This window comes from Variovorax sp. OV329, from assembly GCF_900114785.1.
GTDB lineage: Bacteria > Pseudomonadota > Gammaproteobacteria > Burkholderiales > Burkholderiaceae_C > Variovorax.
Genome location: NZ_FOUG01000002.1, coordinates 275086 through 289932 on the forward strand (window position 1 = coordinate 275086; position 14847 = coordinate 289932).

Here is a 14847-nt window from a genome sequence, read left to right on the forward strand (position 1 = left end):
ACCGGGTCGCCCCTTTGCATTCCGGCGCTCGCCTTGCAGCGGCCAGTCTCGAACACATCCCTTGCCTTCCGGGCACAGCCCGCAACCACATGCTGCATCCCATCTACACCACGGTCCTCCGGCACCCGGAACTGGTCGCCGACCATCTCGCCAACTACATGGCACTGGTGCGCGAAGAGGCCGGGGAAGCCACCCGCCAGATGGTGGCGCGGATCATCGCCGGGGTGTTGGCGGCCATCAGCGCCATCATGGCGCTCGGCCTGATCGGCATCGCCGTCATGATGGGCGTGCTGCACGGCAGCTTCCACTGGGTGCTGGTGGCAGTTCCCGGCGTGGCGGTGCTGGTAGCGGCAGTGGCCGGCTACTATGCATCGCGGCCCTCGCACTTCGACGGCTTCGAGGACATCCGTGCACAGCTGGACGCCGACGTGCGCGCCCTGCACCTGGCGGGAGATCAACATGCCCGCTGAACAACCCAAGCTCAGCGCGCAGGAGCGCCTCGCCATCTCGCGCCATGCGCTCGTGAGCCAGCTCCACGGCAGCAACGCGCCTGCGGCCGCGGCCGCTCCCCGGCCTGCCCACAAGTCGCTGCTCGGCGGCCTCGAATGGGCGCCGCTGGCACGCGGCGTGGCGCGCCACTGGTGGCAACGCCATCCCGTCCACGCGGCGGGCCAGCTGGTACGACCGGTGCTGGAGCGCTATGCGCACGACGAGCCGCTCAAGCTGGTGGCCGTGGCGGCGGCGGTGGGCGCGGCGGCAGTACTCGTCAGGCCGTGGCGCCTGCTCAGCACCTCCGTGCTGCTGGCAGCCGTGTTCAAGACATCCGACGTTGCCGGCGTGGTCAACGCCTTGATGCAGCGCAAATCTTCCCCACGAAAGGAATCCCAATGACACAACAGACCTCCAACACGGACCCGTCGTCCAGGAAGCACCTGCAGCTGGACGAAGCCGCCATCAAGGCCGCCGGCCAGAACCTGGATGAAGGGGCGGTCACGCCCGGCTTCGGCCCCTGGCGCGACGACATCGTGAAACTGCTGAACGACGCCCTGGCCACCGAGCTGGTGTGCATCCTTCGCTACAAGCGCCACTACTTCACCGCCAGCGGCGTGCAGTCCCCGGCCATCGCCGACGAGTTCCTGGTGCATGCCAACGAGGAAACCGCGCACGCCGACAAGATTGCCGAGCGCATCGTGCAACTGGGCGGCGAGCCGGACTTCTCGCCGACCCACTTGCTGGACCGCAGCCACGCCGGCTACGACGAGTCGATGGACCTGCAGGCCATGGTGCGCGCCAACCTGGTTGCCGAGCGCATTGCGGTGGAGAGCTACCGCCAGATGATCAACCTGATCGGCGACAAGGACCCGACCACGCGACGCATGCTCGAGGAGATCCTCACCGACGAGGAAGAGCACGCCGACGAACTGAAGGACTGGCTCGCGCACTGAGCCGCGCCCCACGCCAACGAAAAAGCCCTGCAATGCAGGGCTTTTCTTATGGGGCGATCGGACTCACATCGTCTTGACTTCGAGCTGGTTGTCCACCGAGCTCACGCCCTTCACGTCCTTGGCGATCTGCTCGGCGCGCTCCTTGGCCATCGGCGTGGGCGCCGGGCCGCGCAGCGTGACCTTGCCCGCGCTGGTGTCGACGTCGATCTTCACGGCACTCAGGTCCGGGTCCTTGGCCAGGCCGGCATTCACGGCGGCGGTGATGCTCGCATCGTCCGCCGCATTCGAGATGGCCCGGCCCGCATCCTTGGCCGCTTCCGACACGCGCGCGCCGGCATCGGACGAGTTCATCTTCTCGCGCGCGTCCTTGGCCATCTGCTCGGTCTTGGCGGCTGCCTGGTCGGCGGCGCGCTCGGTCTTGGCAATGGCGGCGTCCACCTTTTCACCGGTGGTGCGGTTGTCGTTCCTGTCGCATCCTGCGAGCGTCAACGCGCCGGCACCGACCAGCGCGAGCAGCCAGCCCGTTCGAAGGTTCAGGTTCCGCATGGCTTTGCTTCCGATCATGACAAATCTCCTTGGAATTCTGATGCCTGCAATCTAGCCAGCCCAAACGCGCCGGATTGTCTTCGGAGCCCGCGAATGGGTGTAGGACAAGCATGCGCCTCACGCGCTGACAATCCACCCTTCCAGCGGATCGGTGCCTTCAGGCAGACCGAAGCGCGGCGCGCCCTCGCGGGCGGCCCAGGCCGCTTGGACGAGGCACAAGAGAGCGTCCAGGGCGTCGCCGGTGGCGTCGTCGATCAGCAAGGTCTCGTGGGCCGGTGCCAGGTCGACCGAGAGGCCGAGCCGCGAGTTGCCGCGCCCCAGGCGGGCCAATAGTTCAGCACGCGCGGCTCGGCGCGCTTCGTTCTGCCGCGCCCTGTCGTCGCTCTTGTAGCTCGCGCGGCCGACCAGCTCGCGCGCCAGCAGCCCCGGGTAGGCTTCCAGCGCCACGCGCTCGCTTGCCGGCCCCATGTGCAGGCCGGGAAAGCACGCGCCGGCTGCCATCAGGCGCGGCACGCCCGCATGCAGCATGTAGGCGACCGGTGGGTTCACCCACTTCATCGAGGGGCTGGCGCCGGCCGGGCCGTCCGAGCCCCGGTGTGCGAACTTGCCGCCCACGGGCCGCGCAGCGCAGAAGGCGGCAAAGAGGCGACGGATCTCGGAGCGTTCGAGCGCCGCGTAATGGGCGATGAGCTCGGGCCAGTCGGTGGGCCAGCCCAGGTGCTCGACCAATTCGCGCGGCAAGCTGAAAGGAAAGTCGAAGCCGCCGATCCACGCGGGCTGCGCCGCCAGCCACTCGCTCCACGCGTCCAGCGTGGCAAAGCGATGCAGCTCGTGCAGGCGGACGGACTTGGAATCCGGTGCAAGCGCACCAGTGGCCACCACGATGGTCTTGCGCCGCGTGGGCGCGCTGGAGAAATCGCAGCCGATCAGCAGCACTGCGAGCGCCGCGCCTGCGCCGCCAGGCTCAGGGACGGCAGACGATGGATGCGGTGGCCATCAGCTCTTCGAGCAGGGCCAGCGAGACCTTGCCGGAGACCGCGTACGGGTCCAGCTCCGGACGCTCGGAGTAGCGCAGCAGGATCGAGGAGTGCACCTTGGTGAGGCTCACCAGCCCCATGGTCCAGCCGCCGAAGCGTCGCTCGTTGATTTCCTCGAAGTGCAGCAGCACCACGTCCTTGTGGCGCGGGTCCTTCTGGATGTGGCCGAAGAGATCGCTCACCGCTTCGCGGCCGCCCTCGATGGCCTGCAGGAACACGCCGGCGCCATGGCAGAGGATGCCCGTGATGCCGCTGGAAGTGTTGTGCGCGCGCGCCTGGGCCAGGATGGCCTCGATGGTCTGCGGGTTGGTGTCCACCGCGCGGCTGGCATAGAGAAGACGAACGAGCATCTGGCTTCAACCTTTGCGCGGCAGCAGGGACAGGAATTCGCGGCGCAGCGAGGAGTCCTTCAGGAAGGCGCCGCGCATGACGGAGTTGATCATCTTGCTGTCCATCTCCTTGACGCCGCGCCACTGCATGCAGAAGTGCTCGGCCTCCACCACCAGGGCCAGGCCGTCGGGGCTGGTCTTTTCCTGGATCAGGTCGGCCAGTTGAACGACGGCCTCTTCCTGGATCTGCGGGCGTCCCATGACCCACTCGGCCAGGCGCGCGTACTTTGACAGCCCGATCACGTTGGTGTGCTCGTTGGGCATCACGCCGATCCACAGCTTGCCGATGATCGGACAGAAGTGGTGCGAGCAGGCGCTGCGGATGGTGATCGGGCCGACGATCATCAGCTCGTTCAGGCGCTCGGCATTGGGAAACTCGGTGAGCGAAGGCGCATGCACGTAGCGGCCGCGAAACACCTCGTTGAGGTACATCTTGGCCACGCGGCGCGCGGTGTTGCCGGTGTTGTGGTCGCCCTCGATGTCGATCACCAGGCTTTCCAGCACGCCCTTCATCTTGTCCTCGACCTCGTCGAGCAGGCCTTCGAGCTCGCCCGGCTGGATGAACTCGGCGATGTTGTCGTTGGCGTAGAAGCGCTTGCGTGCGGCCTGGAGGCGCTCGCGAATCTTCACGGAGACGGGCGTGCCCTCGTCCTCCGCTTCCGGCGTGGCAGCCTGCGCTTCGACGGGGCGCAGCTTGGCGTCGATCTTGGTCAGCATTGGCGCATCCTATCAGTGAATGGATTCCCGGCCCTCCCGGCCCGGAATGCACATGGCTACTGGCTGGCTTGCTATGAATCTTGTAGCGAAAAGTCGGTCACCAGGGGCAGGTGGTCCGACATGCGCGCCCACACCGCCCCGCGGGGCACGGAGCTTTCCACCGGCTTGAGGTGGCGCGCATAGATGAAGTCCAACTGCGTGAGCGGCAGCCGGGAGGGATAGGTGAGCGTGCGCGGCCCGCGCAGGTCGCTGGAATCGCGCAGGCCCATGGCGTTCATGGCGTAGCGCATCCGTGCGCCCCAGTCGTTGAAGTCGCCAGCCACCACCAGGCGCTCGCCCGCCGGAATCTCCCGATGAATGAAATCGTGCAGCGCCGCAACCTGCCGCACCCGGCTGGCCTTGATCAGGCCCAGGTGCACGACGATGGCATGCAGGGGCGCGCCGTTGACGTCGATCACCGCATGCAGCAGGCCGCGCTGCTCGAAGCGGTGGTCGGAGATGTCGCGATGGGTGGTGCGCACCACCGGCCAGCGCGTGAGCAGTGCATTGCCGTGCTCGCCGTGGCGCGTGTAGGCATTGGTCTCGTAGACGGCGGTGTAGCCCTCGGGCGCCAGGAACTCGGCCTGCGACTGCTCGGGCCAGCGCGCGAACTTCAGGGCCGCCTTGCGGTTGAGCTTGCGCACCTCCTGCAGGCAGACGATGTCGGCATCGAGCTGCTCGACCGCGTGGCCCAGGTTGTGGATCTCCAGCCGGCTGGTCGGGCCGAGCCCCTGAACACCCTTGTGGATGTTGTAGGTGGCGATGCGCAGCTTGTCGGCGTCGGAACTCATGTGAGAAATTTTGGCATCAACAGGATGGCCTCGGCATTCGATGGCGAAAAACAGGCATCGGCGGCCTGCCGGAAGGGCAGCCATTGCCAGGCGTCGTGCTCTCGCGGCTCCAGCACCGGCTCGATCCGCTCCGGCACGCAAAGAGCGAACACGTGCTCGGTATTGCGCAGCACGCCCGGCGCATAGCGCCAGCGCCACTGGGGATAGATCGAATACACGTTGGAGAGTTTCAAGTCCCGCAGCCGATCGGCCAGCGGACTGCCGGGCCGGCAGTCGATGCCGGTCTCCTCCATCACCTCGCGGGCGGCCGTCTCGGCCAGCGGCTCCTCGGCCGTGTCCTTGCTGCCGGTGACCGACTGCCAGAAGTCCGGCGCGTCGGCACGGCGGATCAGCAGCACGTCCAGCGCCGGCGTGTGGATCACGACCAGCACCGACTCGGGGATCTTGTAGGGCTTTTGCAGGGCTTCCATGGCGGCGCGGCCCCCACCCCGGCAAGGGGATGGGGGCCGCGTCGAAGGATACGCGAAGCGCCCGGGCGTCAGGCCGGCGCGGCGGTGTTGCGCAGGCGGATGTGCAGTTCGCGCAGCTGCTTCTCGTCGACAGGGCTCGGGGCCTGGGTCAGCAGGTCCTGCGCGCGCTGGGTCTTGGGGAAGGCGATCACGTCGCGGATGGACTCGGCGCCGGTCATCAGCATGACCAGGCGGTCCAGGCCGATGGCGATGCCGCCGTGCGGGGGCGCGCCGTACTGCAGCGCGTCCAGCAGGAAGCCGAACTTGGCCTGCGCATCTTCCGCGTTGATCTTGAGGGCGCGGAAGACCTTGCTCTGCACTTCCTCGCGGTGGATACGCACCGAGCCGCCGCCCATCTCGATGCCGTTGAGCACCATGTCGTAGGCCTTGGCGATGCACTGCTCGGGCGCGGTGTCCATCAGGTCCTCGTGGCCGTCCTTGGGGGCGGTGAAGGGATGGTGCACGGCCGACCAGCGCTGGCCGTCCTCGTCGTACTCGAACATCGGGAAGTCGACCACCCACAGCGGTGCCCAGCGTTCCTCGAACAGGCCGTTCTTGCGGCCGAAGGCGCTGTGGCCGATCTTCACGCGCAGCGCGCCGATGGCGTCGTTCACCACCTTGGCCTTGTCGGCGCCGAAGAAGACGATGTCGCCATTGGCCGCGCCGGTGCGGGCGATGATTTCGGCCAGCGCCTTGTCGTCGAGGTTCTTCACGATCGGGCTCTGGAGGCCCTCGCGGCCGGCGGCCGCGTCGTTGACCTTGATGTAGGCCAGGCCCTTGGCGCCGTAGATCTTCACGAACTCCTGGTAGGCGTCGATGTCGCCGCGCGACAGGCCGCCCTCGGCGCCGCCGCCGGGCACGCGCAGGGCCACCACGCGGCCGCCCTGCATGGTGGCGGCACTGGCGAAGACCTTGAAATCGACGTTCTTCATCACGTCGGTCAGCTCGGTGAACTCGAGCTTGACGCGCAGGTCGGGCTTGTCCGAGCCGTACTTGAACATGGCGTCGCCATAGGTCATGGTCGGGAACACCGGCAGGTCGATGTCGGCGGCCGCCAGGAAGACCTTGCGGATCATGCCTTCGAACATGTCGCGAATCTCTTCTTCAGCCAGGAAGGAGGTCTCGATGTCGATCTGCGTGAACTCGGGCTGGCGGTCGGCGCGCAGGTCCTCGTCGCGGAAGCACTTGACGATCTGGTAGTAGCGGTCGAAGCCCGAGACCATCAGCAGCTGCTTGAACAGCTGGGGCGACTGCGGCAGCGCGAAGAAGCTGCCGTCATGCACGCGGCTGGGCACCAGATAGTCGCGCGCGCCTTCAGGGGTGGACTTGCCCAGCATGGGCGTCTCGATGTCGACGAAGCCGTTGGCGTCGAGGAACTTGCGCACCTCCATCGTCACCTTGTAGCGCGTCATCAGGTTCTTCTGCATGACGGGGCGGCGCAGGTCCAGCACGCGGTGCGTGAGGCGCGTGGTCTCGCTCAGGTTGTCGTCGTCCAGCAGGAAGGGCGGCGTGACGGAGGGGTTGAGCACCTTCAGCTCGTGCGCCAGCACCTCGATCTTGCCGCTCTTGAGCTGGTCGTTGACGGTGCCCTCGGGGCGGGCACGCACGATGCCCTTGACCTGCACGCAGAACTCGTTGCGCAGGCCTTCGGCGGTGGCGAAGGTCTCGGCGCGGTCGGGGTCGCACACGACCTGCACGTAACCTTCGCGGTCGCGCAGGTCCACGAAGATCACGCCGCCATGGTCGCGGCGGCGATTGACCCAGCCGCACAGGGTGACGGTTTCGCCCATCAGGGCTTCGGTCACGAGACCGCAGTAGTGTGAACGCATGGCCATGGTGGTTGCCGGCGCCTTCGCGAGGCGCCTACTCCTCTTGTCTGAATGTCTTGTCGGTTAAGCGGTGGCGATCGATGCGGGGGCGCCAGGAACGACCACCCCCATCGACACGATGTACTTGAGCGCCTCGTCCACGCTCATCTTGAGTTCGATGCAGTCGCTGCGCTTGAGCATCACGAAGTAGCCGCCGGTGGGGTTCGGCGTGGTGGGCACGTAGACGCCCAGGTAGTCGTCCTGCAGGTAGTTGAGCACGTCGCCACCGGGCGTTCCGGTGACGAAGGCGATGGTCCAGGCGCCCTGGCGCGGCCATTCGATGAGCACCGCCGTGCGGAAGGCGTTGCCGCTCTCGGAGAAGAGCGTGTCGGAGACCTGCTTGACGCTGGAATAGATGGATCGCACCACCGGGATGCGACGCACCACGGCATCGCCCCAGCCCAACAGGCGCTTGCCCACGAAGTTGCTGGCGATGGCGCCCACCCCCAGCAGGATCGCGAGGGTGAAGATCACGCCCAGCCCGCGCACGCGGTGCTGGCCCACCCACAGCTGCCATTCTTCGGGCAGCAGCCACAGCGTCTGGTCCAGCGTGCCGATGATCCAGTTCAGCACCCACAGCGTGATTGCCAGGGGAACGATGACCAGCAGCCCGGAGAACAGCCATTTGCGCAACGCGAGCATGGTGCCGTGTATTTCCTGGTTCAGCTGGCGCTGGAGGGCGCGGGGCTCGCGGCCGGAGCGGCGGCCGGCGCGGGTGCCGCGGCCGGAGCTGCCGCTGCGGGGGCCGGGGCGGCGGCGGGCGCGTCGGTGGCAGCCGGGGCCTTGCTGCCCTCGCCGTCGGACTTGGCGGACTTGCCGCCGTCGCGGAAGTCGGTCACGTACCAGCCCGAGCCCTTCAGCTGGAAGCCGGCGGCCGTCACCTGCTTGCTGAATGCGGCGGCGCCGCAGGCCGGGCAATCGGTCAGCGGCGCGTCGGACATTTTCTGCAGCACGTCCTTGGCATGGCCGCAGGCGCTGCACTTGTAGGCGTAGATAGGCATCGAAATGGGGGGAGAGATGGCGCTGGCACGAAAGCGCCAGCAAAGCCTTCAATTATAAGGGCGACCCTCCCCTTCCAGCGGCCGCCGCGAGGAGCCCCTTCCCCCGCGGCCCAGCCTCAGCTGGCGGCGATCGGGCGGTGCGGCGTACGCACGTTGGACAGCCGCTGGGGCGCCAGCGAGCCTGCCACCATGCCGAACATGGAGGCCAGCAGCCCCGCCAGCTGCGCCGGGAAGACCTGGCCCCAGGGCATCGCCAGGCCGGCGACCCACACGCCGATGCCCAGCCCGATCGCCAGGATGGCGCCCTGGGTGGTGGCACGCTGCCAGTACAGCCCGAAGACCAGCGGGACGAAGGCGCCCACCAGCGGCACCTGGTAGGCACCCGAGACCAGTTCGTAGATCGGCGTGCCCTGCATGCGGATCGCGTAGGCCAGCACGGCGGCGCTGAACACCAGCACGGTGATCCGCATGGTCCGCAGGTTGGCCTTGTCCGAGCCGGACGGGCGGAACTGGCGCCAGATGTTCTCGGTGAAGGTGACGCTGGGCGCCAGCAGCGTGGCCGAGGCGGTGGACTTGATGGCCGAGAGCAGCGCGCCGAAGAACAGCACCTGCATCACGAAGGGCATCTTCTCCAGCACCAGGGTGGGCAGCACGCGCTGGGGGTCTTCCTTGAGCAAGGTGGCGGTGGCGTCCGGCATGATCAGCAGCGCGCTGGCCACCAGGAACATGGGCACGAAGGCGAACAGGATGTAGGCCACGCCGCCGATGACGGGGCCGCGGGTGGAGGACTTCACGCTGTCGGCCGACATCACGCGCTGGAACACGTCCTGCTGCGGAATGGAGCCCAGCATCATGGTCAGTGCCGCGGCCAGGAAGAAGACCATGTCCTTGAAGCTGGGTTCGGGCCAGAAGCGGAACAGGTCCTTGCTGGCGGCGAACTCGATCACCTTGCCGGCGCCGCCGGCCATGTTGCCCGCGAACATCGCGATGATGGCCAGCCCCACCACCAGGATGATCATCTGGATGAAGTCGGTCACCGCGACCGACCACATGCCGCCGAACAGCGTGTAGGCCAGGATGGACACCACGCCGATGGTCATGCCCACCGGAATGCTGAGCGCGCCGCCCGAGAGCACGTTGAAGACCAGGCCCAGCGCCGTGACCTGCGCCGAAACCCAGCCCAGGTAGCTCAGCATGATGATCAGCGAGCAGGCCACCTCCACCGTGCGTCCGTAGCGCTCGCGGTAGTAGTCGCTGATGGTCAGCAGCGTCATGCGGTAGAGCTTGCCGGCGAAGAACAGGCCCACCAGGATCAGGCAGGTGCCGGCGCCGAAGGGGTCTTCCACCACCGCGCCCAGCCCGCCTTCGATGAACTTGGCCGGGATGCCCAGCACCGTTTCCGACCCGAACCAGGTGGCGAAGGTGGTGGTCACGATCATGTACAGCGGCAGGTGCCGGCCGGCGATGGCGAAGTCGGTCGTGTTCTTCACCCGCCGGGCAGCCCACAGGCCGATGGCGATGGTGATCAGCAGGTAGACGATGACCAGGGTCAGCAGCACGAAATTCTCCTCAGTCCTCTTTTTCGATGTCTCTTGTCGATGTCTCTTGTCGTGGCGGGCGCTCAGAACAGCTTCACGCGAACCAGCACCTGCATGGCGATCAGACCCAATACAAATCCCATGCCACCGTAGATGATGGCCTGCAGCAGCTTGTTGGTGCGCTTCTGCGCCGCCAGCAGCTCCAGCAGCTCGCGCCGGTGGTCGACCGGCTCGCGCTCCAGGTAGTCGTGCATGAGGCGCGGCAGCTGGGGCAGCAGCTTGGCCAGGCGCGGCGCCTCGGCGCGCAACTGCTGCAGCAGCTTCTTCGGGCCCAGCTGGTCGATCATCCACTTCTCGAGGAAGGGCTTGGCGGTGGCCCACAGGTCCAGGTCGGGGTCGAGCTGGCGGCCCAGGCCCTCGATGTTGAGCAGGGTCTTCTGCAGCAGCACCAGCTGCGGCTGGATCTCGACGTGGAAGCGCCGCGAGGTCTGGAACAGGCGCATCAGCACCATGCCCAGCGAGATCTCCTTGAGCGGCCGGTCGAAGTACGGCTCGCACACGGTGCGGATGGCGGCTTCCAGCTCGTCGACCCGCGTGCCGGGCGGCACCCAGCCGCTTTCCAGGTGCAGTTCGGCCACGCGCTTGTAGTCGCGCCTGAAGAAGGCGGCGAAGTTCTGCGCCAGGTATTCCTTGTCGACCTCGGTGAGCGTGCCCACGATGCCGAAGTCCAGCGAGATGTAGCGTCCGAAAGTGGCAGGCGCCAGGCTCACCTGGATGTTGCCGGGGTGCATGTCGGCATGGAAGAAGCCGTCGCGGAACACCTGGGTGAAGAAGATGGTGACGCCGTCGCGCGCCAGCTTGGGCACGTCCACGCCGGCCGCGCGCAGGCGGTCGAGCTGGGCGATGGGCACGCCGTTCATGCGCTCCATCACGATCACTTCCGGGTGGCAGAAGTCCCAGAACATCTCCGGGATCAGCACCAGGTCGAGCTGGCTCATGTTGCGGCGCAGCTGGGCCGCATTGGCGGCTTCGCGCACCAGGTCCAGCTCGTCGTGCAGGTATTTGTCGAACTCGCCCACCACCTCGCGGGGCTTGAGGCGCTTGCCGTCGGGCGAGAGCTTCTCGACCCAGCCGGCCATCATGGCCATGAGCGCCAGGTCCTTCTCGATCACGCCGCGCATGCCTGGGCGCAGCACCTTCACCGCCACGTCGCGCATGCTGCCGTCGCTCTTGCGCAGCCGGGCGAAGTGCACCTGCGCGATCGAGGCCGAGGCGATGGGCACCTCGTCGAACTGCTCGAAGATCTCGTTCACCGGCCGGTGGAAGGCTCGCTCGATGGTGGCGATGGCCACGCGGGAGTCGAAGGGCGGCACGCGGTCCTGCAGCCAGGCCAGTTCGTCGGCAATGTCGGCCGGCAGCAGGTCGCGCCGGGTGGACAGCACCTGGCCGAACTTCACGAAGATGGGGCCCAGGCGCTCCAGCGCCTCGCGCAGGCGCTGCCCGCGCGGTGCGTCCAGCTTGCGCCCGACGGACACGATGCGCGCGAGCGCATGCAGCCAGGGTTTCTGGAAGCTGGTGAGGATGAGCTCGTCCAGGCCGTAGCGCAGCGCGACCAGGACGATGAACGCGCCGCGATAGAAACGGCTCATTCGGTATCGGGCTTTTCAGCTGGGCCGGAGCGGGCCGCCTTGTCGATGAACTGCCGCAGCGCGGCCACCACCTTGCGCGCCGTGTTGCCGATGGCATGGGCCGGCACGTCGCCGATCACGCGGGCCAGGTCGTCTTCCACGTCCCAGCGCACGTGGTCGACCAGCCAGTTGATCTCGGCGGCCAACTGCACGTCGCCCACGATGCGCACCATGGGCTTGTCACCCAGCAGCGCGGACTGCGCCAGTGCGAAGGGGTTCTCCTGGGTGACGCTCAGCGTGAGGTCGGGCGTGGCGCCTTCGGGCGCCAGGTCGACCAGCCCGGCGGGTGTGGCCACCAGCCGCATGAGGACGTTGCGCCACCGCACCTCCACCACCCGGCCCTCCTGGCGCTTCACGCGCGCCTGGGCCTCGGGCTCCTGCTGGAGCACGTGGTTGAGGAAGAGCACCGCCCGATGCTGGATCTCGTGGATGGCCCAGGCCGGAGGCTGGAGCCGCGCCGAGGCCTTGTCGAAAAGCTCGGACAGAAAAGCAAATGGGGACGATGGTGTGGCCATGTCCCCATTATCCAGCCTGCGCGAGGCCCTTCGGCCCCGCATGTGGCGTCCCGTCTACGACTACTGCAGCGCCTGAACGCCGGCCACCAGCCAGCCGCTGGCGCCGTTGACCGGCTTGGTCATGTTCCAGACTTCCCGGAAGGGGCTCGGGCCGGCCGAGACATCCTCGCGGATCATGCCGGAGAACTCCACGCTGGCCATGTAGACGTCGGGCAGCTCCTCGATGCCCAGCAGCTTCGCGTCGAGCATGACCACCTCGGTCTTGTTGGGCGCGCCGCCCATGTGCGACTCGCGCTCGGCCAGTTGCGTGCGGATCTCGTTGACCATGCTGTCGGTCATCATCGAGCGCAGGCTGCTGATGTCGCTCTTGTCCCACGCGTCCTGCAGGGTGACGAAGTTGCGCTTGGCCGCAGCCAGGAAACCGTCGACATCGAAGCCGGCGGGGATGCCCCAGCTCTGCGAGCCCGAGAGCGCCGAACCGATCATGGTGCCGCCGGACAGGGCCGCCGAGCCGTGCTGCGCCGGCGTGCTGGCCTCGAAGGCCGCACCCTGGCGTTCCCACGGACGGGCCGAGGCGTCGTTGCCGACGTTGTTGGGGCTGTACTGCGCCGGCGCGGTGGCCGAGGCAGGGCCGCCCGCGCCCTGGAAGGCGTAGCCGCCCTGGCGGGTGGCCGGGCCCTTGTTGCGGGAGGCGGCGAACATGCGCCAGGCGACCAGCGCGGCCACACCCACCAGCAGGATCAGCAGGAAGTTGCCAAAGGCCGCGCCAAAGCCCAGCGAGTTGGCCAGCCAGGCGAGGCCCAGGCCCGCGGCCAGGCCGCCGAGCATGGCGCCCCATGGGCGCTTGGGGGCGGCAGCAGCGGGCGCTGCACCGGCGGGCTTCGCCGCCGACGGGTTGGCCGACTGGGCGGGGGCCGCATTGTTGGCGGGTGCGGACGGCGCGGCTTCACGCTGCGTCACGTTGTTCGACTGGCGGCCCATGGACTTGCCGCCGCCCATGCGCGCGGCGTCCGCCTGCATGCTCACGAGGGCAATGACACAGGCAAAAAGGACTGGCAAAAATTTCTTCATCACGTCTCCTCTACGCAAGACTTCTGGGATTCAACACTTGATTCCAACATGCAGGGCGACCACCCCTCCGGTCATGTTGTGATAGTCCACATGTCCAAAACCGCCCTCTTTCATGAGGGTCTTGAGTTGTTCTTGGGCGGGGTGCATGCGGATGGATTCGGCGAGATAACGGTAGCTGGCGTCGTCGCCGGCCACCAGCCTGCCCAGGCGCGGGAGCACCTGGAACGAGTACCAGTCGTAGACCTTCTCCAGCGGCTTGGCCACCTTGGAGAATTCCAGCACCAGCAGCTTGCCGCCGGGCTTGAGCACGCGGTTCATCTCCTGGATGGCCACGTCCTTGTGGGTCATGTTGCGCAGGCCGAAGGCCACGCTGACGACGTCGAAATGGTTGTCGGGAAAGGGCAGCTTCTCGGCGTCGCACACCAGGGTGGGCAGGGCCACGCCGGCGTCGAGCAGGCGGTCGCGGCCGGTGCGCAGCATGGCCTCGTTGATGTCGGTGTGCACCACCTGGCCCGACTCGCCCACCTTGCGGGCGAAGGCCATGGACAGGTCACCGGTGCCGCCGGCGATGTCGAGCACGCGCGAGCCTTCGCGCAGGTTGGCGACCATGACGGTGTAGGCCTTCCATGCGCGATGCATGCCGCCCGACATCAGGTCGTTCATCAGGTCGTAGCGCGGGGCCACGGAATCGAAGACGCCGCGCACGCGGCTGGCCTTGTCCTGCTCTTGAACCTGTTCGAAACCGAAATGCGTGCTGCTCATCCTGTGCATGTTAGGACGGAAGCCCTCATTCCAAGCCGACGACCCCGCAAGGTCGCCGGGCATTTGTCGCATTTCAGTGGCTTGCGCAGGCGTGTCCGCCGCCGCCGCCCTTGGCGGCCATCGGCGTGTCGCGGGCTACGCCGGCATCGGCCAGGCGCTGCTCGTACTGCGCCCACAGCGCCTTCTCGTTGGCGCCCAGCTCGTAGAGCAGGTCCCATGAGTAGATACCCGAATCGTGGCCGTCGCTGAAGGTGGGCTGCACCGCGTAGTTGCCCACCGGCTGCAGGTCGACCACCAGCACATCGCGCTTGCCGGTCTGCAGGATCTCCTGCCCCGGCCCGTGGCCCTGCACCTCGGCCGATGGCGAATAGATGCGCATCAGCTCGAAGGGAATGCGGAAGGTGGCACCGTCAGAAAAGCCCACCTCCAGCACGCGCGATTTCTCGTGCAGCGTGATCGACTGGGGCGTCGGCGCCCCGGATTGCAGACCGGCCATGACTTCAGATGCTCCTCAAACGCTCGATGATGCGCGTTTCCAGCGCAGGCAGCTTCGCAGCCACCTCGGCCTCGCGAGCCTGCGCCCGCTCGCGCTGTGCCCCGGCCCACACCGGGCCCGGAAAATGGCTGTCCCAGTCGTAGCGGGCAATCACGTGCCAATGCAGGTGCGGCACCACGTTGCCCAGCGTCGCCAGGTTGATCTTGCTGGGCGCGAGCAGCTCGCGCATGCCCTGCTCGACGGCCGTGACGGCCTCCATGCACAGCATGCGGTCTTCCTTGTCCAGGTCGGAGAACTCGCGCACATGCTCACGCCAGACGAGGCGGTAGAAGGCGGGAAAGCCCGCCTCGGCAGCGCAGATGACGCGGAACTTCGGCGCCTCGTGCACCAATCGGCCACCGCTGCCTTCGCAAAGAGGACAGCCAGCCACACGCG

General features: G+C 67.3%; 19 protein-coding genes. 3 read left to right on the plus strand and 16 right to left on the minus strand.

Annotation, left to right across the window (positions count from 1 at the left end; all coding sequences use genetic code 11):
- Window positions 1–89: 89 nt before the first annotated feature.
- Genes BM345_RS04035 through BM345_RS04045 form a run of 3 tightly spaced genes read left to right on the plus strand, consistent with a single transcriptional unit; the run spans window position 90 to window position 1445 of the window.
- Window positions 90–470: a phage holin family protein gene (locus BM345_RS04035; RefSeq protein ID WP_093375792.1), complete on the plus strand. Its 381-nt coding sequence runs from the start codon at window positions 90–92 to the stop codon at window positions 468–470.
- Entirely contained in the window at window positions 460–891 is a 432-nt protein-coding gene (locus BM345_RS04040; RefSeq protein WP_093375794.1) for a hypothetical protein, read from the plus strand. Before BM345_RS04035 ends, BM345_RS04040 begins: the two co-directional genes overlap by 11 nt.
- Window positions 888–1445 carry a ferritin-like domain-containing protein gene (locus tag BM345_RS04045; protein ID WP_093375796.1) on the plus strand — a complete coding sequence of 186 codons (558 nt, stop codon included), beginning with the start codon at window positions 888–890 and terminating at the stop codon, window positions 1443–1445. The genes BM345_RS04040 and BM345_RS04045 overlap by 4 nt, the downstream gene beginning before the upstream one ends.
- A gap of 63 nt (window positions 1446–1508) precedes the next feature.
- Here BM345_RS04045 and BM345_RS04050 read toward each other — a convergent pair whose 3' ends face one another.
- The 16 genes from BM345_RS04050 to BM345_RS04125 form a co-directional block, all read right to left on the minus strand.
- A complete protein-coding gene (locus tag BM345_RS04050; RefSeq protein WP_254789551.1) occupies window positions 1509–1991 on the minus strand; it encodes a BON domain-containing protein in 483 nt (160 codons plus the stop codon).
- Window positions 1992–2108: 117 nt separating this feature from the next.
- The gene (locus tag BM345_RS04055) at window positions 2109–2927 is read right to left on the minus strand and encodes a DUF429 domain-containing protein (protein ID WP_093375800.1); all 819 of its coding nucleotides are present in this window, start codon (window positions 2925–2927) and stop codon (window positions 2109–2111) included.
- Window positions 2928–2955: 28 nt separating this feature from the next.
- Window positions 2956–3378, minus strand: coding sequence for a BLUF domain-containing protein (locus tag BM345_RS04060; RefSeq protein ID WP_093375802.1), 423 nt, complete (start codon window positions 3376–3378; stop codon window positions 2956–2958).
- 6 nt (window positions 3379–3384) lie between these two features.
- Window positions 3385–4134, minus strand: a complete 750-nt coding sequence (folE, locus tag BM345_RS04065) for a GTP cyclohydrolase I (RefSeq protein ID WP_093375804.1) — start codon at window positions 4132–4134, stop codon at window positions 3385–3387.
- 71 nt (window positions 4135–4205) lie between these two features.
- Window positions 4206–4964, minus strand: a complete 759-nt coding sequence (locus BM345_RS04070; RefSeq protein WP_093375806.1) for an endonuclease/exonuclease/phosphatase family protein — start codon at window positions 4962–4964, stop codon at window positions 4206–4208.
- Window positions 4961–5434 carry a dihydroneopterin triphosphate diphosphatase gene (gene nudB, locus BM345_RS04075; protein ID WP_093375808.1) on the minus strand — a complete coding sequence of 158 codons (474 nt, stop codon included), beginning with the start codon at window positions 5432–5434 and terminating at the stop codon, window positions 4961–4963. The genes BM345_RS04070 and nudB overlap by 4 nt, the downstream gene beginning before the upstream one ends.
- Window positions 5435–5502: 68 nt before the next feature.
- Window positions 5503–7308 carry an aspartate--tRNA ligase gene (aspS, locus tag BM345_RS04080; RefSeq protein WP_093375810.1) on the minus strand — a complete coding sequence of 602 codons (1806 nt, stop codon included), beginning with the start codon at window positions 7306–7308 and terminating at the stop codon, window positions 5503–5505.
- Between the two features lie 57 nt (window positions 7309–7365).
- Window positions 7366–7983, minus strand: coding sequence for a DUF502 domain-containing protein (locus tag BM345_RS04085; protein ID WP_093375812.1), 618 nt, complete (start codon window positions 7981–7983; stop codon window positions 7366–7368).
- 20 nt (window positions 7984–8003) lie between these two features.
- Window positions 8004–8342, minus strand: coding sequence for an FmdB family zinc ribbon protein (locus tag BM345_RS04090; protein ID WP_093375813.1), 339 nt, complete (start codon window positions 8340–8342; stop codon window positions 8004–8006).
- Between the two features lie 116 nt (window positions 8343–8458).
- Window positions 8459–9901 (minus strand): high affinity choline transporter 1, encoded by a 1443-nt coding sequence (locus BM345_RS04095; protein ID WP_093375814.1) that lies wholly within the window; start codon window positions 9899–9901, stop codon window positions 8459–8461.
- Between the two features lie 62 nt (window positions 9902–9963).
- The gene (gene ubiB / locus BM345_RS04100) at window positions 9964–11529 is read right to left on the minus strand and encodes a ubiquinone biosynthesis regulatory protein kinase UbiB (RefSeq protein WP_093375815.1); all 1566 of its coding nucleotides are present in this window, start codon (window positions 11527–11529) and stop codon (window positions 9964–9966) included.
- Window positions 11526–12083, minus strand: coding sequence for a ubiquinone biosynthesis accessory factor UbiJ (locus BM345_RS04105; protein WP_093375816.1), 558 nt, complete (start codon window positions 12081–12083; stop codon window positions 11526–11528). Before BM345_RS04105 ends, ubiB begins: the two co-directional genes overlap by 4 nt.
- A 60-nt stretch (window positions 12084–12143) precedes the next feature.
- Window positions 12144–13154, minus strand: a complete 1011-nt coding sequence (locus tag BM345_RS04110) for a Tim44 domain-containing protein (RefSeq protein WP_093375818.1) — start codon at window positions 13152–13154, stop codon at window positions 12144–12146.
- Between the two features lie 30 nt (window positions 13155–13184).
- Window positions 13185–13916 (minus strand): bifunctional demethylmenaquinone methyltransferase/2-methoxy-6-polyprenyl-1,4-benzoquinol methylase UbiE, encoded by a 732-nt coding sequence (gene ubiE / locus BM345_RS04115; RefSeq protein WP_093375819.1) that lies wholly within the window; start codon window positions 13914–13916, stop codon window positions 13185–13187.
- A 73-nt stretch (window positions 13917–13989) separates the two neighbouring features.
- Window positions 13990–14412 carry a gamma-butyrobetaine hydroxylase family protein gene (locus tag BM345_RS04120; protein WP_093375821.1) on the minus strand — a complete coding sequence of 141 codons (423 nt, stop codon included), beginning with the start codon at window positions 14410–14412 and terminating at the stop codon, window positions 13990–13992.
- A 4-nt stretch (window positions 14413–14416) separates the two neighbouring features.
- Window positions 14417–14800 carry an HIT family protein gene (locus tag BM345_RS04125; RefSeq protein WP_254789522.1) on the minus strand — a complete coding sequence of 128 codons (384 nt, stop codon included), beginning with the start codon at window positions 14798–14800 and terminating at the stop codon, window positions 14417–14419.
- Window positions 14801–14847: the final 47 nt, after the last annotated feature.

Excerpts from the sequence above, each read along its gene's own strand:
- BM345_RS04070 (WP_093375806.1), bottom strand. The coding sequence starts at position 4,964 with ATGAGTTCCGACGCCGACAAGCTGCGCATCGCCACCTACAACATCCAC.
- ubiB (WP_093375815.1), bottom strand. The coding sequence starts at position 11,529 with ATGAGCCGTTTCTATCGCGGCGCGTTCATCGTCCTGGTCGCGCTGCGC.
- BM345_RS04060 (WP_093375802.1), bottom strand. The coding sequence starts at position 3,378 with ATGCTCGTTCGTCTTCTCTATGCCAGCCGCGCGGTGGACACCAACCCG.
- BM345_RS04110 (WP_093375818.1), bottom strand. The coding sequence starts at position 13,154 with ATGAAGAAATTTTTGCCAGTCCTTTTTGCCTGTGTCATTGCCCTCGTG.
- BM345_RS04050 (WP_254789551.1), bottom strand. The coding sequence starts at position 1,991 with ATGCGGAACCTGAACCTTCGAACGGGCTGGCTGCTCGCGCTGGTCGGT.
- BM345_RS04085 (WP_093375812.1), bottom strand. The coding sequence starts at position 7,983 with ATGCTCGCGTTGCGCAAATGGCTGTTCTCCGGGCTGCTGGTCATCGTT.
- ubiE (WP_093375819.1), bottom strand. The coding sequence starts at position 13,916 with ATGAGCAGCACGCATTTCGGTTTCGAACAGGTTCAAGAGCAGGACAAG.
- BM345_RS04090 (WP_093375813.1), bottom strand. The coding sequence starts at position 8,342 with ATGCCTATCTACGCCTACAAGTGCAGCGCCTGCGGCCATGCCAAGGAC.
- BM345_RS04040 (WP_093375794.1), top strand. The coding sequence starts at position 460 with ATGCCCGCTGAACAACCCAAGCTCAGCGCGCAGGAGCGCCTCGCCATC.
- BM345_RS04105 (WP_093375816.1), bottom strand. The coding sequence starts at position 12,083 with ATGGCCACACCATCGTCCCCATTTGCTTTTCTGTCCGAGCTTTTCGAC.
- BM345_RS04035 (WP_093375792.1), top strand. The coding sequence starts at position 90 with ATGCTGCATCCCATCTACACCACGGTCCTCCGGCACCCGGAACTGGTC.
- folE (WP_093375804.1), bottom strand. The coding sequence starts at position 4,134 with ATGCTGACCAAGATCGACGCCAAGCTGCGCCCCGTCGAAGCGCAGGCT.
- BM345_RS04120 (WP_093375821.1), bottom strand. The coding sequence starts at position 14,412 with ATGGCCGGTCTGCAATCCGGGGCGCCGACGCCCCAGTCGATCACGCTG.
- BM345_RS04045 (WP_093375796.1), top strand. The coding sequence starts at position 888 with ATGACACAACAGACCTCCAACACGGACCCGTCGTCCAGGAAGCACCTG.
- aspS (WP_093375810.1), bottom strand. The coding sequence starts at position 7,308 with ATGGCCATGCGTTCACACTACTGCGGTCTCGTGACCGAAGCCCTGATG.
- nudB (WP_093375808.1), bottom strand. The coding sequence starts at position 5,434 with ATGGAAGCCCTGCAAAAGCCCTACAAGATCCCCGAGTCGGTGCTGGTC.